Source organism: Streptomyces sp. NPDC015144 (assembly GCF_043079735.1).
Lineage (GTDB): Bacteria > Actinomycetota > Actinomycetes > Streptomycetales > Streptomycetaceae > Streptomyces.
This window is the reverse complement of record NZ_JBIBUU010000001.1, coordinates 549,169-568,274: the sequence shown is the minus strand read 5'-3', so window position 1 is coordinate 568,274 and position 19,106 is coordinate 549,169. Positions and strand designations below refer to the sequence as shown.

Here is a 19,106-nt window from a genome sequence, read left to right as displayed (position 1 = left end):
GGGGGTCAGCGGGCCAGCGGGCCCACGTCGGCCGGGGTGAGCGGCGGGGTGCGGGGCGCGCGCCGGGCGTACTGGTCGGCGCCGACGTCCCGGGAGCGGCCGCGCGGGTCGCCGTCGATGTCGTGGGTGACGGGCGGCTTGCGCAGGGTGGCCGCGCCGATGGCCGGGCTGTCCGGGGCGAGCCGGGCGACCCCGTCCGCTCCCGTCACCAGCTTCGGGTCGACGCGGGTGAAACCGCCGGCCGGGATGTTCCCGTCGCCGGCCGCGCCCCACAGGATGTTGCCGGTCCAGGTGAACCGTTCGGTGTTCGCCATCTCGACCAGTGCGCCCGCGTCCGCGACGAACAGGTTGTCCGCGACGGTCACGTCGCGCGGCTCGTGCGGGCGGTGGCTCTCGCCGGAGAGGGTGCCCCCGTTGCCCACCAGGGTGTTGTGCGCGATGAGGATCCGGTCGGGCGCGTCGTTGCCGCGCCGCGCCTCGGGGGTCTCGCCGGGCAGGTGGTCGCGCTCCGAACCGCTGCCGATCACCATCGCCCGCCCGGCCAGGCCGGAGAGGTGGTTGTTGACGATCACGTGGTCGTTGCCGTAGATCCGCACGCCCTCCGTGCCGGAGAGGAAGTGGTTGGCCTCCACCCGGTTGCGGTTGCCGTGGCGCAGCACGATGCCGCCGAAGCTGTCGCGGATGGTGTTGTGCCGGATGATGTTGTCCGAGCTCTTCACCGAGATGGCCTCGGGGTCGCCGTTGGCGCGCTCGAACAGGTTGTACTCCACGACCGCGTGGGCGCTGGACAGGGCGCGGGGGCTGACGCCGAGCCGGATCGGCTCGCCGCCGTTGTCCCCGGGGAAGGTGTGGTCGGAGAAGTGGTTGCGGAAGATGTGGACGCGCTGCGCCATCTCCTCCGTACCGGCTCCCTCGACGCCGAGGTAGATGCCGAGGGTGGACTTTCCGTGGAAGTGGTTGTGGTCGACGGTGCTGTCGTCCGCGCGCACCATCAGCCAGTGCAGGCCCTCGATGTCGGCGAGCTGGAAGTCGTTGCGGCTGAGCCTGATGTGCGAGCAGTTCGGCGGGAGGTCGAAGGTGGTGCTCTGACGGAAGGAGAAGCCGCTGATCGTGATGTGGCTGGAGGCGTCGAGGACGAAGCCCTGTTCGCCGTCGAGGACGGCGCCGCCGGGGGTCCGGGCGGTGATGGTGAGGGGGGCGTGTGCGGTGCCCCGCTTGTTCCGGACGGTGATCGGCCGGTCGGACGGGACGGTGTACCGGCCGTCGGCCAGGACGATGCGGTCGCCCGGCCCCGCCCGGTCGATCGCGGCCTGGAGTTCGTCCAGCGAGGCGACGGTGACCGGGGCCGGGGCCGGGGACGCGTTCGCGGCGGACAGGCCGGTGGCGGTGACGGCGAGGGCCGCCCCGGTACCCATGAGGAACGTGCGGCGTTGCATGGTGCCTCCGTGAGCGTGGTGGTGGTGCGCGGGCCGGTCCGGTGTCAGCCGGCGGCCGGTTCGGCCGGGGCGTTCAGGAACAGCTCGATGACGGGTACGGGGGTGTCGGGACGCTGTACGGGGATTTCGAGCGTGAGCGTGCCGGCGGGCTGGCCGCCCATCTCGGTGTTCTGCGCGGGCCGGTCGGGGTCGATGTGGACCCGGACGATCTCCGAGGCGTCGTTGAGCAGTTGGGCGTAGCGGACCCGGCCGGCCAGTCCGGGCAGGTGCAGATGGCGCAGCGGCCAGGCGAACAGATGGACGTAGAGCCGGTCGCCGCGCTGGGTGTAACGGCACTCGGGGGGCGCGGTGTAGGAGGAGGGGCCGCAGCCGCGCACCGCGCGTTCGTGCAGGTCCATCCAGCGGCCGATCGATTCGAGTGCAGCGATGGCCCGGGGTTCGAGGTCGCCGCGCCCGGTGGGGCCGACGTTGAGGAGCAGGTTGCCGTCCTTGGAGACGCCGTCGACGAGCATCCGGATCAGCAGGTCGGCGCTCTTGTGGTCGAGGTTGTCGCGGTCGTAGCCCCAGCTGCCGTTGAGGGTCTGGCAGGCCTCCCACAGGACGGGGCGGCCGTCCTTGGTCATGGGGCCGGAGGGCTGGTACTGCTCGGGGGTGATGAAGTCGCCGGGCAGGCCGGTGCGGTCGTTGACCAGGATGTGCGGCTGGAGTTCGCGGACGGTCTCCAGCAGCCCGGCGGAGTCCCAGTCGGCCGGTCCCTTGCCGCCCCACCAGGTGCGGCCTTCGTAGGAGAAGTCGAAGAAGAGGTAGTCGATCCGTCCGAAGGAGGTCAGCAGTTCGCGGACCTGGCCGTGCAGATAGCGCTGGTAGTCGCGGATGTCGCGGTCGGCGTGGGCCGCCTTGAACTCCTCGTCGTCGCGCTGCGGGTGGGTGCCGTCCACGGGGAAGGACGGGTGGTGCCAGTCGATGAGGGAGTAGTAGAAGCCGACCTTGAGCCCTTCGGCGCGGCAGGCCTCGACGAAGGGGCCGACGAGGTCGCGGCCGTGGGGGGTGTTGGTGACCTTGTACTCGGTGAGGGCGCTGTCCCAGAGGCAGAAGCCGTCGTGGTGCTTGGTGGTCAGTACGACGTACCGCATGCCGGCCGCCCTGGCGGTCCTGGCCCACTGGACGGGGTCGTAGCGGTCGGGGTCGAAGTGGTCGAAGTAGACCTGGTACTGCTCGTCGGTCAGCTTCTCCCGGTTCTTGACCCATTCGTGCCGTGCGGGCAGCGCGTACAGGCCCCAGTGGACGAACATGCCGAACCGGTCGGTGGTGAACCAGGTGGTGTCGGGGGTCGCGGCGCTCGGGGTCATGGACATCGTTCCTTCTCGTCGGCGACCGGCGGGGCCGGTGCGCCGGCAGCGGGGCGGGGGTACGGGGCGGTCGGGGCGGACGGTCCGCCGGGTCAGCCCTTCAGTGCGCCGGAGGCCAGTCCGTGCACGAAGGAGCGCTGGAAGAAGAGGAAGACGATCACGGAGGGCAGCAGGGCCAGCAGGGAGGCGGCCATCACCACGCCGGGGGTGACGGCCGGGTCGATCCGCAGGGTGCGCAGCGCCAGCGGGAGGGTGTACGAGGAGGAGTCGGTGGAGACCAGGAGGGGCAGCAGGTACTGGTCCCAGATCATGGTGAAGCCGAAGACTCCGATGACACCGAGCGCGGGCTTGCACATCGGGAGGATGATCTGCGCGAAGATGCGCAGGTCACCGGCGCCGTCGATCCGGGCGGCCTCTTCCAGCTCCCGGGGTACGTCCTTCATGAACTCGGTCATCACCAGGATGGAGAATCCCCAGGCACCGAGCGGGACAATCATTCCGGCGAGGGTGCCGATGAGGTTGAAGTGGACGACCGGCAGATCGGCGAGGATCACGGAGAGCGGCAGGGCCAGGATCTCCTCGGGCAGCATCAGCGTGGCCAGGATGCCGACCAGCACCAGGGTCATCCCGGGGAAGACCTTGCGGGCCAGGGCGTATCCGGCGAGGACGGAGACGGCGACCTGGAGCAGCAGCCCGAAGCCGACCACGAAGAAGGAGTTCAGCAGATACCCGAGCACGCCCTGGTCGAAGGCGACCTCGAAGTTGTCCAGGGTGGCGCCGGAGGGGATGACGCTCAGTTGGGTCGGGTCCTTGACCTGGCTGAAGGCGCTGACGAGCAGGGCGAGCAGCGGCCCGGCGAAGACGATCAGGACGAGCAGGTAGGTGACGGCCTTCAGGATCCGCCCGCCGGGGCTGCGGCTCTCGGTCAGGCCCAGCGCGGTCTCGGTCGGCCCGTTCATTTGCTCTCTCTCCGTCGCAGCAGGTGGACGACGACTGTGAGGACCAGCGTCGCGAGGAACAGCAGGACGGCTCCCGCCGCGCCGACGCCGAGCCGGTTCTGCTCCAGCCCGAGCTTGTAGATCAGGGTCATCACGACTTCGGTGGATCCGTCGGGTCCGCCGTTGGTGAGCAGGAACACCTCGGTGAAGACCCGCAGTCCGCGGATCGCGGCGAGGATGAACAGGATCGAGAAGACCGAGCGCAGTCCGGGCACCGTGACGTGCCAGACCCGCTGGAGCCGGGAGGCGCCGTCCACCTTCGCGGCCTCGTACAGGCCGCGGTCCACCCCGGTCAGACCGGCGAGGAAGATCATCATGTCGTAGGGGGCGCCCCGCCAGACGCCGGTGACCATGATGGAGGCCATCGACGAGTCCGGGTCGTTGATGAATCCGGAGGGGCCGAGTCCCACCAGACCGAGGACGGAGTTGAGCATCCCGTCCGAGCTGGGGTGGTACATGATCCGCCAGAGTTCGGCGACGACCGCGATGGGCACCACCACCGGGAGGAACGCCGCGGAGCGGATGAATCCGAGCCGCCGTCCCTGACCCTCCATCAGCAGGGCGAGCACCAGGCCGAGCGCCATCGATCCGGCGGTCTGTCCGGCGGCCAGGACCACGGTGTGCCAGGCGGCCTCGCGGAAGCCGTCGGACTGGAGCACGGTGGCGTAGTTGTCGGTGCCGACCCACTTGTTGCCGAGGTAGGGCTGGACGTCCTGGAAGGACATGGTCAGGGCGCTGACCATGGGGATGAACTTGAAGTACAGGAAGAGCAGCAGGGCCGGGGCCAGGAACAGCCACGGGGTCCACCAGCGGCCGGCCCGACGGCTGTGCCCGCTGCGGCCGTCGGCCCCGCCGGCCGTGCGGCCCGGCTTCCGGGAGGTGGGCCCGGCCTCCGGGAGAGTGGCCGGGCCCGCCTGGTCGAGACTCATGACGCGGCGATTCCCTGTTCCTCGAGGATGTCGGCGAGCTGCTTGTCCAGCGCCTTGAGCTTGGTGGCGGTGTCCAGGCCGCAGTCGGCCATCAGGGCGTTGACGGCGTCGGCCGTGGTCTGCCGCACCGGGGTCCAGTTGGGGATGGACGGCGCGTAGCGGCCGGAGCTCTGGTAGATGTCCGCGTAGGTCTTCCAGCGCGGGTCGGGGCGGACCTGGGCGATGTCGACCGTCTTGTTGACGGGCAGTTGGACGGTGAAGCCGGTCTCGCCCTGCATCCCGGTCTTCTGGCCCTCGGCGGAGAGCGCGAAGTCGGCGAAGGCGTCCTGGCCCGCCGTGTTCCCGGAGCCGGCCATCAGGTAGACGGAGCCGCCCTCGGCGAGCACGGTGGCGTCCTTCGGCCCCTTGGGCATCGGGACGACCTCGTACTTGTCCTTGCCGAGGGTCTCGTCGAAGCGGGGCAGCAGGTACGGGCCGACGACGAACATGCCGGTCCGGCCGGCCTCGAAGGTCTCGTTGGTGGGCGGGGTCTCCATGGTGACGGCGCCGGGCTGGATGGCCTTCTTCCGGCAGCCGAGGTCGCGGAACCACTGCACGGCCCGGACCGATTCCTTCGTGGTCATCGCGGGCCTGTACTTCCCGTCACCGGCGTCGGCGATGAAGTCCCCGCCCGCCGCCCAGAGGAAGTTGGAGAAGTACCAGGAGGCGTATCCGCGCTTGGTGGAGAGCGGGGCGGCGAGGCCGTACGTGTTGTTCTTGCCGTCGCCGTCGGGGTCCTTGGTGGTGAACGCCTCGGCCATGGCGGCGAAGTCGTCCCAGCTCTTCGGGACGTCCAGCTTCAGCTTCTCGCGCCAGTCCTTGCGGATGAGGAGGGCGGACGCCTGGGCCGAGTACGGCAGGCCGAACTGCTTGCCGTCCACGCTCTTGCCGGAGTCCAGCCCCTGGGCGACGACGTCCTTGCCGCTCTTGAGCTTGGCCAGGTCGATCTCCCTGAGCAGGCCCTGGCTGTGCATGGCGCCGAGCTGGGTCACGTCGTTCAGGACGATGTCGGGGAGGTTCTTCTGCGCGGCGCGCTGCTGGAGCTTGGTCTCGAAGTCGTCGAAGATCGCCGTGACCTCGACCTTGAAGCCGGTGGACTTCTCGAAGGCGGCGGCGAGCCGGAGCGCGCCCTGCTCCCCCGGTCCGCCCGGTGTCGTCCGGGTCCACAGTTCGAGCGGTGCCTTCGGGTCCTGCTTGGCGTTCACTCCCGCAGGCCCGGAACTACAGCCGGTGAGGACGAGTGCCGAAGCGAGGACACCCGCACCTATCCACCGCGATCTCTGCATGACAACTCCTGTTTTCGCCGCATCACAGCTGGCCTGGAAAGCGCTTGCTCGGACGCTAACGGGGTCCGAATCCCGTGGTCAATAGTCCGATGAATACAAAGTCTCGCGGAGATGAACGCTCGCCCGCCCGGACGGCCCCACGACCGCCCGACGGTGACACGAGGTACGCACGGTGGACTGAGCTTTCCGTGAAAGTACCTCATGACGTGCGAATTTAACTGCCCCAGGCAACGATCCCTGGCCGGGATCCGACCGTTCACCGCCGCGAGCAGTGCGACGACCACAGGGATCGGATGTTCCGGCTTCCCCCGAGGACTTTTCAGTCATCCGATGTATCGTGCTGCACACCCATCAGCCATGACAATAAACAAGCCACGCCAATCTTCCCCATCCGGTCAGACATTTCCCCACGCACCCGATCAGGGTCGCGGACCGGCCGACCGACGGCCCGGCCGCGCAGAGCCGAGGAGCACATCGCCATGAACGAGCCGGCCCACCGACCGACCGCCCTGCTGGTCATGGAGGAGGGACGCAGGGCGGACGTCTATCCGCCCGAGGTCCTGACCGCGATCGGAGCTCTCACCCGGCTGCAGGGCCCGCCCCTGACGCGGCAGCAGCTCGACGCCGCGCCGGACGCGTTGCGCGAGGTCGAGATCCTGCTCACCGGCTGGGGCGCGCCCGTGCTCGACGCCGCCCTCCTGTCGCGCGCGCCCCGGCTGCGGGCGGTCCTGGTCGCCGCCGGTTCGGTGAAGCACCTGACCACGCCCGAGTTCTGGGCGCGCGGGATCCCGATCGTCTCCGCCGCCGCGGCCAACGCCGTACCGGTGGCGGAGTTCACCCTCGCCCAGATCCTGCTCGGGCTGAAGCACGCCCACCGCCTCACCCGGGAGATGGAGAGCAGCCGCCGCTTCCCGTCCGATCCCCGGGTGCCGGGCGCCTACCGCTCACGCGTGGGCCTGCTCGGACTGGGGCACATCGGCCGGCTGGTCGCCGCCCATCTGAGCCGGTTCGACGTCGAGGTCCTGGCCACCGACCCGATCGCCTCCCCGGGGGCCGCCCGGGAGGCCGGTGTCCGGCTGGTCGGCGTCGAGGAGCTGTTCGCCACCAGCCATGTCGTCAGCCTGCACGCCCCGTTGCTGCCCGGGACCCGCGGCATGGTGGGGGACCGGCTGCTGGCCTCCATGACCCCGGGGGCGACCCTGGTCAACACCGCGCGCGGCGCGCTCGTCGACGAGGCCGCCGCGGCGGAGGTCCTGCGCGCCAGGCCCGATCTCACCGCCGTACTCGATGTCACGCACCCGGAGCCTCCCGCCCATGACTCGCCACTGTTCACCCTTCCCAACGTGGTCCTGACACCCCACATCGGCGGTGCCCTGGGGGCCGAACGTCATCGTCTCGGAGAGCTTGTGCTCGACGAACTCCGACGCTTTATACATGACGTGCCTTTCGCGCACGCCATCGATCCGGAGCACGCGGCGTCGCTGGCCTGAGGCCACCCGGCCGTCGGCCCAGGTACGGCCCCGGTACGGCGGCGTGGCACCGGGGCGTCAGCGAAACGTCAGTGAAACGTCAGTACGAGGAAGAAGAGTTCGAAGCGGCAGAGGACCGTCTCCGGCACCGTCCGCCGCGTCGGTGCTCAGTGCGCCCGCCAGGTGAGCTTGTCGCCGCCCACCCAGCGCACCACACCGGGATCGTCGAGGTCGTGGACGTGGATCCCGTAGGCCGAGGCGAGGGTGAGCACATCCAGCATCGAGGTCGCCTCGCCGGCGACCTCGCCGTCGATCTCCACCAGGCGGAACGGCGGGTCGGTGCGCTGCACCCCCAGGACGACGATCCGGGGCACGGAGATGTGAGGACTGTTGCTTTCGGTCATACCAAGATCGCTTCCACGCGGCGGGCGACACTATGCCCCGGATCGGAAGGGGTGATTCCGTACCGTCCGGGGCGGGCCCGGCCGGGCCGCCGGAGGGCGGCCCGGCGCCCGCTCAGTCCTCGCCCTCCAGGTTGCCCTCCGTCTCCAGGTACGCCTGACGCAGCGCTTCGAGGACCGCCGGGTCGGGCTCGGCCCACATGCCGCGCGACTCCGCCTCCAGCAGGCGTTCCGCGATGCCGTGCAGGGCCCAGGGGTTGGCCTGCTGGAGGAACTCGCGGTTGACCGGGTCCAGGACGTACGTCTCGGTGAGCTTGTCGTACATCCAGTCGGCGACCACGCCGGTCGTGGCGTCGTAGCCGAAGAGGTAGTCGACGGTGGCGGCCAGTTCGAAGGCGCCCTTGTAGCCGTGGCGCCGCATCGCCTCGATCCACTTGGGGTTCACCACCCGGGCCCGGAAGACCCGGGAGGTCTCCTCGACCAGGGTGCGGGTGCGGACCGTCTCGGGGCGGGTGGAGTCGCCGATGTACGCCTCCGGGGCGGTGCCCCGGAGCGCCCGGACGGTGGCCACCATGCCGCCGTGGTACTGGAAGTAGTCGTCGGAGTCGGCGATGTCGTGCTCGCGGGTGTCGGTGTTCTTGGCCGCGACCGCGATCCGCTTGTACGCCGTCTCCATCTCCTCCCGGGCCGGCCGGCCGTCCAGCTCGCGCCCGTAGGCGTAGCCGCCCCACACCGTGTAGACCTCGGCGAGGTCCGCGTCGGTGCGCCAGTCGCGGGAGTCGATGAGCTGGAGCAGGCCGGCCCCGTACGTACCGGGGCGGGAGCCGAAGATACGGGTGGTGGCGCGGCGTTCGTCGCCGTGCGCGGCCAGGTCGGCCTGGGTGTGGGCGCGCACGTGGTTCTGCTCGGCGGGCTCGTCGAGCGAGGCGACGAGCCGGACCGCGTCGTCCAGGAGGCCGATGGTGTGCGGGAAGGCGTCGCGGAAGAAGCCGCTGATACGGAGCGTCACGTCGATGCGGGGGCGGCCCAGTTCGGCGGGCGGGATGGCCTCCAGCCCGGTGACCCGGCGCGAGGCGTCGTCCCACACGGGCCGCACGCCGAGCAGGGCGAACGCCTCCGCCACGTCGTCGCCGGCGGTCCGCATGGCGCTGGTGCCCCACAGGGAGAGGCCGACCGAGGTGGGCCAGTCGCCGTTGTCGGTGCGGTAGCGCTCCAGCAGCGAGTCGGCCAGGGCCTGGCCGGTCTCCCAGGCGAGGCGCGAGGGTACGGCCTTGGGGTCGACGGAGTAGAAGTTGCGGCCGGTCGGAAGGACGTTGACCAGGCCGCGGAGCGGGGAGCCGGAGGGGCCGGCCGGCACGAACCCGCCGTCCAGCGCGTGCAGGGCGTGGTCGAGTTCGGCGGTGGTGGCGGCCAGCCTCGGCACGACCTCGCGGGCCGCGAAGGCGAGGATGTCGGCGACGGCCGCCGGGTGCCCGGCCGCCACCGCCTCGACCGCCTCGGGCGACCAGTCGGCGTCCTCCATCGCCTGGACCAGCGCGCGGGCCCGCTCCTCGGCCTCGTCGGCGGTGATCCGGGTCGCGGCCGACTCGTCGAGACCGAGCGCCTCGCGCAGCCCCGGCAGCGAGGCCGTACCGCCCCAGATCTGACGGGCCCGCAGGATCGCGAGGACGAGGTTGACCCGGTCGGGGCCCTGCGGGGCGCCGCCGAGGACGTGGAGGCCGTCGCGGATCTGGACGTCCTTGATCTCGCAGAGCCAGCCGTCCAGATGCATGATGAAGTCGTCGAAGCCCTCGTCCTCCGGCCGGTCCGCCACACCGAGGTCGTGGTCGAGCTTGGCGGCCTGGATCAGGGTCCAGATCTGGGCGCGGATCGCCGGGAGCTTCGCCGGGTCCATCGCGGCGATCTGGGCGTGCTCGTCCAGGAGCTGTTCGAGCCGGGCGATGTCCCCGTAGCTGTCGGCCCGCGCCATCGGCGGCACCAGGTGGTCGACGAGGGTGGCGTGCGCCCTGCGCTTGGCCTGGGTGCCCTCGCCCGGGTCGTTGACCAGGAACGGGTAGACCAGCGGGAGGTCGCCGAGCGCGGCGTCGGGGCCGCAGGCGGCGGAGAGTCCGGCGTTCTTGCCGGGCAGCCACTCCAGGTTGCCGTGCTTGCCGAGGTGGATCATCGCGTCGGCGCCGAAGCCGTTGTCGTCGGCGCGGGCGGCGATCCAGCGGTAGGCGGCCAGGTAGTGGTGCGAGGGCGGCAGGTCCGGGTCGTGGTAGATCGCGATCGGGTTCTCGCCGAAGCCGCGCGGCGGCTGGATCAGGATCAGGAGATGGCCGAACCGCAGGGCGGCGAGCACGATGTCGCCCTCCGGGTTGCTCGACCGGTCCACGAACATCTCGCCCGGGGCGGGGCCCCAGTGCTCCTCGACGGCCTCGCGCAGCTCGGCCGGGAGCGTCGCGTACCAGCGCCGGTAGTCGGCGGCCGGGATGCGGACGGGGTTGCGGGCCAGCTGTTCCTCGGTGAGCCACTCCTGGTCGTGGCCGCCCGCCTCGATCAGCGCGCGGATCAGCTCGTCGCCGTCGCCCGAGACCAGGCCGGGGATCTCCTCCGTACCGAAGTCGTAGCCCGCCTCGCGGAGCCGGCGCAGCAGGGCGACGGCGCTGGCCGGGGTGTCGAGCCCGACGGCGTTGCCGATGCGGGAGTGCTTGGTCGGGTACGCGGACAGCACCAGCGCGATCCGCTTCTCGGCGGCCGGGATGTGGCGCAGCCGGGCGTGGCGCACGGCGATCCCGGCGACGCGGGCGGCGCGTTCGGTGTCGGCGACGTACGCGGGCAGTCCGTCCTCGTCGATCTCCTTGAAGGAGAAGGGGACGGTGATCAGGCGGCCGTCGAACTCGGGCACCGCGATCTGGCTGGCGGCGTCGAGCGGGGAGACTCCCTCGTCGTTGTCCTCCCAGTCGGTGCGCGAGCCGGTGAGGCAGAGCGCCTGGAGGATGGGGACGTCGAGGCCGCCGAGGACGCCCGCGTCCCAGGACTCGTCGTCGCCGCCCGCCGATGCCTCGGCCGGGCGGGTGCCACCCGCGGCGAGGACGGTCGTCACGATCGCGTCGGCGGCGCCGAGCGCCTCGATGAGTTCGGACTCGGGGCTGCGCAGCGAGGCGACGTACAGCGGCAGCGGGCGGCCGCCCGCCTCCTCGACGGCCCGGCAGAGCTCCTCGACGAAGGCGGTGTTGCCGCTCATGTGGTGGGCGCGGTAGTAGAGCACGGCGACGACGGGGCCGTCGGTGCGGTGGGCGGTGCGCTCCAGCGGGCCCCAGGAGGGGGCGGGGGCGGGCGGTTCGAATCCGTGGCCGGTGAGCAGCACGGTGTCGGAGAGGAAGCGGGCGAGCTGGTCCAGGTTGGCGGGGCCGCCGTGGGCCAGGTAGGCGTGGGCCTCGGCGGCGATGCCGACGGGGACGGTGGAGGCGGCCATCAGCTGGGCGTCGGGGGCCTGTTCGCCGGTGAGCACGACGACCGGGCGGCCGGTGGCGAGCACCTGGTCGAGCCCCTCCTGCCAGGCCCGTACGCCGCCGAGGAGGCGGACGACGACCAGGTCGGTGCCGTCCAGGAGCTCCGGGAGGTCCTGGAGGGGGAGGCGGGCGGGGTTGGCGTAGCGGTAGGGAACCGGGCCGTCGGAAGCGCGGGCGCTGAGCAGGTCGGTGTCGGACGTCGACAGGAGCAGGATCATGCGGCGTCGGGCCTTCCTCGGGGTGTCCACGCCCCGGGCGGTGTCGGATGGAACGCCCCTGCCCGGAGAGGACCGGGGGTTCCGGTGAGGGGAGTTCCTGACTCACCCGGCCGTGGCCGGGCTCACAGTGGCGGGACCGCGCCGGAATCGCACCGGGCTTCCTCCCCTTGTCGCCGTCTGTGGCGACGACGTGCCGGTTGGCCCGTCGCTAGGCATAGTAAGGGCCGGACGCCCGGCGGTGGCAGGCGCATCCGTTCGGTTCCGTCCGGATCGTCGGTATGCTCGCCGCCATGCCCCCACCTGCCGTTTCCCCCGCCGATCCGTCGGGAGCTCCGCCGTCCCGGGGCCGTGGTGACGCCTGCCCCGGCGCGCTGCGGCTGCACCGGGCGGACGACGGTGCGCTGGCCCGGGTCCGGGTGCCCGGCGGTCTGCTGACGGCGGACCGGGCGGACGCCCTGGGAGCCGCCGCGCAGGCCCTGGGCGACGGTGAGGTGCATCTCACTTCGCGCGGCAACGTCCAGTTGCGCGGGCTGCGCCCGGACTGCGGGGGCGAGCTGGCCGGACGGCTGGACGCGGCGGGGCTGTTGCCCTCCGTGCGCCACGAACGGGTGCGCAATGTCGTGGCGTCCCCGCTCAGCGGGCTCGACGGCCGCGGCGTACGGGACGTGGGGCCCTGGCTCCTCGAACTGGACGCGCTGCTGTGCGCGGACGAGCGGGCGGCCGGGCTGTCCGGCAGGTTCCTGTTCGTCCTCGACGACGGGCGCGGCGATGTGGACGCGCTGGGCGGCGATGTGTCGCTGCTGGCCCTGGACGGCGCGTGGGCGCTGCTGCGGATCGGTACGGCCGGGTCCGTGCTGCGGGTCCCGGCCGCGCAGGCGCCACGGGCCGCGCTGGTGGCGGCCGGTGCCTTCCTGGAGCGGGCCCCGGACACCGGGGTGTGGCGGGTTTCCGACCTGCCCGGTGGGGGTGACGGGCTCCTCGGCCTGGTCGCGGAACGGCTGCGCGAGGCGGGGGTCGATGTCGCGGCCGCCGGGCACCGGGAGTGTGCGGGCGGCTCGGACGGGCCGGTGCCGGGCATCGTGACCGGTGCGCCGTCCGGGACGGCCGCGCTGTCGGCCGGGCTGCCGCTGGGGCGCGCCACGGCCGCGCAGTGGCGGGCGCTGGTGGAGACGGCTCGTCACCACGGCCGCGGCGAGCTGCGTCTGACGCCGTGGCGCGGCGTCGTCGTCCCGGGCGTGGAGGAGCGGGAGGCGGCCGGGGCGCTGGACGTGCTGGCGGCGGCCGGTCTCGTCGTCGCGCCCGACTCCCCCTGGGCCGGGGTGGGTTCCTGCATCGGCCGGCCCGGCTGCGCCAGGTCGCTGGCCGACGTACGGGCCGAGGCGGCGGCCTCGGTGCGGGCCGTGGGACCGCTGCCGGTGTACTGGTCCGGGTGCGAACGCCGGTGCGGTCACCCGCGCGGCACCTGGGTCGATGTCGTGGCCGCTCCCGGCGGGCGGCACCATGTCTCCGTCGTACGGGACGGGGAGCGGGGCACGCACGTGCCGGTCGCCGACGGACCGGACGGGCTCGCCGCCGCGGTGGCCGCGGCCCGCCGCGCCCACGGCTGATCCCCGCCCCACTCCCCCGTACCCGAACCGTTGTCACCTTCGACGAAGAAAGCGAAAGCACTGTGCACCAGTACGAGAAGGACGGGCCGGCGATCTACCGCCAGTCGTTCGCCACGATCCGGGCGGAGGCCGATCTGGCCGGTCTGCCCGCCGATGTGAGCCAGGTCGCGGTCCGGATGATCCATGCCTGCGGGATGGTCGATCTCGTCCGGGACCTCGCCTTCTCCCCGGAGGTGGTGGTCCGTGCGCGCGCCGCGCTGCGGGCCGGTGCGCCCATTCTGTGCGATGTGGCGATGGTCGCCAGCGGTGTCACCCGCAAGCGGCTGCCCGCCGACAACGACGTGGTGTGCACCCTGTCCGACCCTTCGGTCCCCGACCTCGCGAAGGAGCTGGGCACCACCCGCAGCGCCGCAGCGCTGGAGCTGTGGCGCGACCGGCTGGAGGGGGCGGTGGTCGCCGTCGGGAACGCGCCGACCGCCCTGTTCCGGCTGCTGGAGATGGTCGAGGAGGGCGCGCCGCGTCCGGCCGCCGTCATCGGTGTGCCGGTCGGATTCGTGGGCGCCGCCGAGTCGAAGGACGCGCTGGCCGCGCATCCGTCCGGGCTGGAGCACCTCATCGTGCGGGGCCGCCGCGGCGGCAGCGCCATCGCGGCCGCCGCCCTCAACGCCATCGCCAGCGAGGAAGAGTAGACGTGAGCGACCAGAGCACGGGCCGACTGTACGGGGTCGGGCTGGGGCCCGGTGATCCCGCCCTGATGACCGTACGCGCGGTGGAGGTCATCGCCGAGGCCGATGTCGTCGCGTACCACAGCGCCCGGCACGGGCGGTCCATAGCCCGCTCCATCGCGGCGAAGCACATCCGCGCCGACCACGTCGAGGAGCAGCTGGTCTACCCCGTCACGACGGAGACCACCGACCATCCGGGCGGCTACCGGGGCGCCATGGAGGAGTTCTACGCCGAGGCGGCGGCCCGGCTGGCGGCACATCTCGACGCCGGGCGCACGGTCGCCGTCCTCGCCGAGGGCGATCCGCTCTTCTACGGCTCGTACATGCACATGCACAAGCGGCTCGCGGACCGCTATCCGACCGAGGTGATCCCCGGGGTCACCTCGGTCAGCGCGGCCGCCGCCCGGCTCGGGACCCCGCTCGTGGAGGGCGAGGAGGTGCTGACGATCCTGCCCGGCACCCTGCCGGAGGAGGAGCTGACGGCCCGTCTCGCGGCCACCGACGCCGCCGTGGTGATGAAGCTCGGCCGTACGTTCCCGGCGGTGCGCGGCGCGTTCGAGGCGTCCGGCCGGCTGCCGGAGGCGCGGTACGTCGAGCGCGCCACGATGGCCGGGGAACGGGTGGGCGAACTGGCGGACGTGGAGCCCGGTTCGGTGCCGTACTTCGCGGTCGCGGTCCTGCCCAGCCGGGTCGGGGCCGTGCGCCCGGAGCCCGCCCCGGAGGGCGGCGGGGTGACGGTGGTGGGCACCGGCCCGGCCGGGCCGCTCTGGCTGACCCCGGAGACGCGCGGGGCGCTGGCCGCCGCGGACGACCTGGTCGGCTACACCACCTACCTGGACCGGGTGCCGGTCCGGCCGGGGCAGGTGCGGCACGGCTCGGACAACAAGGTGGAGTCGGAGCGCGCCGAGTTCGCCCTGGACCTGGCCCGGCGCGGGCGGCGGGTGGCCGTGGTCTCCGGCGGTGACCCGGGCGTCTTCGCCATGGCGACGGCCGTCCTGGAGGTCGCCTCGCAGGAGGAGTACGCGGGGGTGCCGGTCCGGGTGCTGCCGGGGGTGACGGCGGCCAACGCGGCCGCGGCCCGTGCGGGCGCCCCGCTGGGCCACGACTACGCGACGATCTCGCTCTCCGACCGGCTCAAGCCGTGGGAGGTCATCGCGGAGCGGCTGCGCGCGGCGGCCGGGGCGGACCTGGTGCTGGCGCTGTACAACCCCGGCTCGCGGAGCCGGACGTGGCAGGTCGGCAAGGCCCGTGACCTGCTGCTGGAGCACCGCTCGCCGGACACCCCGGTGGTCCTGGGCCGGGACGTGGGCGGCCCGGCCCAGAGCGTACGGACGGTGCGGCTGGCCGATCTCGACCCGGCCGAGGTGGACATGCGGACGATCCTGATCGTGGGGTCATCGCAGACCCGCTGGGTGGAACGCGAGGGCGGGCGGCAGATCGTGTGGACGCCGCGCCGCTACCCGGAGGGCTGAGAGGTCGTCCTCCGCAGGGCGTGCCCGCGCAGCCAGGCGACGGCCGACTCCGGCGTCTCCACGACCGGTACGCCCTCGGGGACGGGGGGCCGCCGCACCACCACGACCGGGATCCCCGCCTCGCGGGCCGCGGTCAGCTTGGGGGCGGTGGCGGCGCCCCCGCTGTCCTTGGTGACGAGGACGTCGACGCGGTGGCGGCGGATCAGCTCGCGCTCCCCGTCCAGGCTGAACGGCCCCCGGTCCAGCAGGACCTCCATCCGGGCCGGGTACGGCTGCTCGGGCGCGTCCACCGAGCGCATCAGGAACCACAGCTCGTCCAGCCCGGCGAAGGCGGCCAGGCCCATCCGCCCCGTGGTGAGGAAGACCCGCCGCCCCAGTGCGGGCAGGGCCGCCGCCGCCCCGGCCAGCGAGCCGACCGGGTGCCAGTCGTCGCCGTCCCCGGGCACCCACCCGGGACGGCGCAGCGCGAGCAGGGGAACATGGGCGGCAGCGGCGGCGGCCGCCGCGTGGAAACTGATCGTCCCGGCGAAAGGGTGGGTGGCGTCGATGAGCACGTCCACCCGGTGCGTCCGCAGCCACCCGGTCAGCCCGTCCACTCCCCCGAACCCGCCGATCCTGACCTCACCGGGCGGCAGCCTCGGGCCCGCCACCCGTCCGGCCAGCGAGCTCGTCAGCCGGTCACCGGCGGGGAGCTCTTCCACCAGTGCCTCGGCGAGGCGGCGGGCCTCCGTCGTGCCGCCGAGTACGAGTACATGCATCGGAACCATCCATGGGTGAGATCGAGGGCGGGCGCGACGCCCAGCTGAAACACACCGGCCTGCGGCCGGGCTGGACCACCGGCGCCTGCGCGACGGCGGCGGCCACCGCCGCGTACACGGCCCTGCTGACGGGCGACTTCCCCGACCCGGTGACGATCACCCTACCCAAGGGGCAGACGCCCGCCTTCGCGCTCGCGGTGGAGGAGCTCACCGGGGAGCGGGCGACGGCCGGGGTGGTGAAGGACGCGGGCGACGACCCCGATGTGACGCACGGCGCCCTGGTCCGGGCCTCGGTGCGGAGGCTGCCGCCGGGCTCCGGGGTGGTGTTCCGGGCCGGGCCGGGGGTCGGCACGGTCACCCTGCCCGGGTTGCCGCTCGACGTCGGGGAGCCCGCGATCAACCCGGTGCCGCGCCGGCTGATCCAGGAGCACCTGGCCCGGGTCGCCGCCGGGCACGGGGGGTCGGGGGACGTCGAGGTCACGGTGTCGGTGGACGACGGCGAGGAGATCGCCCGGTCCACCTGGAACCCGCGCCTGGGCATCCTGGGCGGTCTGTCGATCCTCGGCACGACCGGGGTCGTGGTGCCGTACTCCTGCTCCGCGTGGATCGACTCGATCCGCCGCGGGGTGGACGTGGCACTGGCCGCCGGGCTGACCCATGTGGCGGGGTGCACGGGATCCACCTCGGAGCGGACCGTGGTCGCCGAGTACGGGCTGCCGGAGATCGCGCTGCTCGACATGGGGGACTTCGCGGGCGCGGTGCTGAAGTACATCCGCCGCCACCCGGTGGACCGGCTCACGGTCTGCGGGGGGTTCGCGAAGCTGTCGAAGCTCGCCGCCGGCCACCTCGACCTGCACTCCGGCCGGTCCCAGGTCGACAAGCCGTTCCTGGCCCGGCTGGCCCGGCGGGGCGGGGCGGACGAGGCGCTGGCGGCCGAGGTAGCGGTGGCGAACACGGGGCTCGAAGCGCTCCGGTTGTGCCTCGCGCGGGGGGTGCCGCTCGGGGACCTGGTGGCGGTGACGGCACGGGACGAGGCGCTGTCGGTGCTGCGCGGCGCGCCGGTCTCGGTGGACGTCGTCTGCATCGACCGGGCGGGCACGGTCGTGGGGCGCAGCGGGGTGCGCGGGCCGGTGCGCGGCGGCTGAGCGGTGCCTTCAGGCTCCGTCCCGCAGGCGCAGTACGTGGGCGGCGGTCAGCGCGACGGCCCGGTCCCGGTCCTGCGCCAGGGCGGCGAGGGCTTGCTCGGCCTTCGCGCCCGGGATGTCGGCGAGCGCCTGGGCGAGCCGCAGCCGCTCGGGCGGTGCGGTGCCGTTCCGGGCGAGCCGGCCGACCAGTCCGGTGGCGATCCGGTCGGCCGCGGCCGGGTCCTGGGCGAGGGCGGCGAGCGCGTCGGCGGCATCGGTGTCGCCCCGGCCTTCGACGACCATGGCGAGGAGTTCGGGGACCGCGTCGGCGGCGCCCCGGGCGGCGAGTGCCAGGGCCGCGGGGGCCCGGACCTCGGGGGCCGGGTCGGCGAGGGCGGCGCGCAGCGGTGCGGCCGCGGTGGCGTGCGGCAGGGCGGCCAGGGCCCGCGCGGCGCGTTCCCGTACCGGGGCGGAGGGGGCGCGCAGGGCCTCGGCGAGCAGGGCCTGGCCGTCCTCGCCCGAGCGGGCCAGGGCCCAGCGCAGGGCCCCGGCCACGTGCGGGTCGGATTCGGCCAGGACCGCCTCGACCAGGGCCTCCACCGGTACGGGGCGGTCGTCGGCGGCGGTGAGGGCGGCGCGCTGCCGGTCCGCGGGGCTGGCGGAGCCCAGTTCGCGCAGGAGCGCCACGGTCCGCAGGACACCGGTCCAGTCGGCGGGTCCGGCGGCGCCGATCCGCCGGAGCCGTTCGAGCAGTTCGGTCTCGGCGGCGATGCGTTCCCGCGTGCGGCGGACCAGGTCGTCGACGAGTGCGGCGGGCGCGAATCCTGGGTCGTCGAGCGCCCGTGCCACCTCGCGCAGCGAGAGCCCCAGGGACCGCAGGCTCTCGATGTGGAAGATCCGCCGGATGTTCTCGTCGGAGTACTCGCGGTAGCCGGAGTCGTTGCGGCCGTCGGGCCGGACCAGCCCGAGCGACTCGTAGTGCCGGAGCATGCGGGTGCTCACCCCGGACCGCCGCGCCACCTCGCCGATCAGCACCGTTTCACCGCTCCTCACCGGCGTCGGTGCCGAGGGCCACGACGCGTTTCGCCGCCTCGATCGCGGACCCGGCGTCCGGGTCGCGCCGGAGCCGTTCCGTGGCGAGCACGTGCGCGCGCGCCCGGGGGTCGGGGCCGGATCCGGCGGCGGCCAGGGCCGGCAGGGCCGCGTCCCCGAGCGCGATCAGCGCGCGGCTGAGGCTCAGCCGGGTCTCGTGCGGGCCGCGCCCGAGCTGTCCGGCCAACCCTACGGCCAGCCCGGGCTCCGCACCCTCGGGCACCAGCACGACCGCCGCCCGCCAGGCGCTGCGGGCCACCTCGTCGTCGGGATCGGCCAGCAGCTCCGGCGTGATCACCGGCCAGGCCGCCCGGTCCCCGATCTTGGACAGGGTGTGCAGGGCCTGGGCCCGTGCCCGGGCCCCTCCCGAGCGGACCTCGCCGACCAGCAGCGGGACCGTCGCCGCCGGGGCGTGCCGGGTGAGCGCCCAGGTCAGCATCTCGCGCACCTGGAACTCGGGCTCGATCGCGCACCGTTCGACGAGCGCGCCGACGGAGCCGGGGCCCGGGGCGGAGCCGACCGTCAGGGCCGCTCGGAGCCGGACCGACGGGTCGGTGTGCGCGAGCGCCCGCAGCGCGCGTACGGCGTGCGGGTGCCCGGTGTGCTCGGCCGGTGCGTTCCGGGCGTGCGTGTCCTCGGTGGGCAGGTTCATCGGGACCACCTCCTCGCCCCGCAGTGAACCGCTTGTCACCGTGTCAAGGTCAAGCCG

At 73.2% G+C, this 19,106-nt stretch carries 15 protein-coding genes and 1 riboswitch; of the genes, 5 read left to right on the top strand and 10 right to left on the bottom strand.

The features are described from left to right. Positions 1-5: 5 nt before the first annotated feature. From ACF08W_RS02475 to ACF08W_RS02455, 5 genes are all read right to left on the bottom strand, one after another. On the bottom strand, positions 6-1,436 hold the full coding sequence (locus tag ACF08W_RS02475) for a polysaccharide lyase 6 family protein (RefSeq protein WP_392278121.1): 1,431 nt from the start codon (positions 1,434-1,436) through the stop codon (positions 6-8). 44 nt (positions 1,437-1,480) lie between these two features. Next, positions 1,481-2,785: an alpha-L-fucosidase gene (locus ACF08W_RS02470; RefSeq protein WP_392278120.1), complete on the bottom strand. Its 1,305-nt coding sequence runs from the start codon at positions 2,783-2,785 to the stop codon at positions 1,481-1,483. 92 nt (positions 2,786-2,877) lie between these two features. Further along, entirely contained in the window at positions 2,878-3,744 is an 867-nt protein-coding gene (locus ACF08W_RS02465; RefSeq protein ID WP_385215833.1) for a carbohydrate ABC transporter permease, read from the bottom strand. Beyond that, positions 3,741-4,712, bottom strand: coding sequence for a carbohydrate ABC transporter permease (locus tag ACF08W_RS02460; RefSeq protein ID WP_392278119.1), 972 nt, complete (start codon positions 4,710-4,712; stop codon positions 3,741-3,743). The genes ACF08W_RS02465 and ACF08W_RS02460 overlap by 4 nt, the downstream gene beginning before the upstream one ends. Next, positions 4,709-6,037, bottom strand: coding sequence for an extracellular solute-binding protein (locus ACF08W_RS02455; protein WP_392278118.1), 1,329 nt, complete (start codon positions 6,035-6,037; stop codon positions 4,709-4,711). The genes ACF08W_RS02460 and ACF08W_RS02455 overlap by 4 nt, the downstream gene beginning before the upstream one ends. Before the next feature lie 479 nt (positions 6,038-6,516). Here ACF08W_RS02455 and ACF08W_RS02450 point away from each other — a divergent pair, with 479 nt between their 5' ends. Next, positions 6,517-7,527, top strand: coding sequence for a hydroxyacid dehydrogenase (locus tag ACF08W_RS02450; protein ID WP_385215842.1), 1,011 nt, complete (start codon positions 6,517-6,519; stop codon positions 7,525-7,527). A 146-nt stretch (positions 7,528-7,673) separates the two neighbouring features. Here ACF08W_RS02450 and ACF08W_RS02445 read toward each other — a convergent pair whose 3' ends face one another. Together ACF08W_RS02445 and cobN are read right to left on the bottom strand one after the other, a co-directional pair. Continuing rightward, the gene (locus ACF08W_RS02445; protein ID WP_352276521.1) at positions 7,674-7,910 is read right to left on the bottom strand and encodes a hypothetical protein; all 237 of its coding nucleotides are present in this window, start codon (positions 7,908-7,910) and stop codon (positions 7,674-7,676) included. Positions 7,911-8,022: 112 nt separating this feature from the next. Beyond that, positions 8,023-11,619, bottom strand: a complete 3,597-nt coding sequence (cobN, locus tag ACF08W_RS02440) for a cobaltochelatase subunit CobN (RefSeq protein ID WP_392278117.1) — start codon at positions 11,617-11,619, stop codon at positions 8,023-8,025. 91 nt (positions 11,620-11,710) lie between these two features. Beyond that, a riboswitch (cobalamin riboswitch) is annotated at positions 11,711-11,783 on the bottom strand. A 114-nt stretch (positions 11,784-11,897) separates the two neighbouring features. Between cobN and cobG the strand changes: the two genes are divergently transcribed. The 3 genes from cobG (at position 11,898) to ACF08W_RS02425 (ending at position 15,423) form a co-directional block, all read left to right on the top strand. After that, positions 11,898-13,226: a precorrin-3B synthase gene (cobG, locus tag ACF08W_RS02435; protein ID WP_392278116.1), complete on the top strand. Its 1,329-nt coding sequence runs from the start codon at positions 11,898-11,900 to the stop codon at positions 13,224-13,226. Between the two features lie 62 nt (positions 13,227-13,288). Beyond that, on the top strand, positions 13,289-13,915 hold the full coding sequence (locus ACF08W_RS02430; RefSeq protein WP_392278115.1) for a precorrin-8X methylmutase: 627 nt from the start codon (positions 13,289-13,291) through the stop codon (positions 13,913-13,915). A 2-nt stretch (positions 13,916-13,917) separates the two neighbouring features. Continuing rightward, positions 13,918-15,423 (top strand): precorrin-2 C(20)-methyltransferase, encoded by a 1,506-nt coding sequence (locus ACF08W_RS02425; RefSeq protein WP_392278114.1) that lies wholly within the window; start codon positions 13,918-13,920, stop codon positions 15,421-15,423. On the opposite strand, the gene ACF08W_RS02420 is transcribed toward ACF08W_RS02425, so the two are convergent. Continuing rightward, positions 15,408-16,181, bottom strand: a complete 774-nt coding sequence (locus ACF08W_RS02420) for a cobalt-precorrin-6A reductase (protein WP_385215854.1) — start codon at positions 16,179-16,181, stop codon at positions 15,408-15,410. The two genes, ACF08W_RS02425 and ACF08W_RS02420, sit on opposite strands and share 16 nt — an antisense overlap. Positions 16,182-16,192: 11 nt before the next feature. Between ACF08W_RS02420 and ACF08W_RS02415 the strand changes: the two genes are divergently transcribed. Continuing rightward, entirely contained in the window at positions 16,193-17,326 is a 1,134-nt protein-coding gene (locus ACF08W_RS02415) for a cobalt-precorrin-5B (C(1))-methyltransferase (protein WP_392278113.1), read from the top strand. 9 nt (positions 17,327-17,335) lie between these two features. On the opposite strand, the gene ACF08W_RS02410 is transcribed toward ACF08W_RS02415, so the two are convergent. Next, entirely contained in the window at positions 17,336-18,340 is a 1,005-nt protein-coding gene (locus tag ACF08W_RS02410; protein ID WP_392278112.1) for a MerR family transcriptional regulator, read from the bottom strand. A 4-nt stretch (positions 18,341-18,344) separates the two neighbouring features. Beyond that, positions 18,345-19,049: a HEAT repeat domain-containing protein gene (locus ACF08W_RS02405; RefSeq protein ID WP_392278330.1), complete on the bottom strand. Its 705-nt coding sequence runs from the start codon at positions 19,047-19,049 to the stop codon at positions 18,345-18,347. Positions 19,050-19,106: the final 57 nt, after the last annotated feature.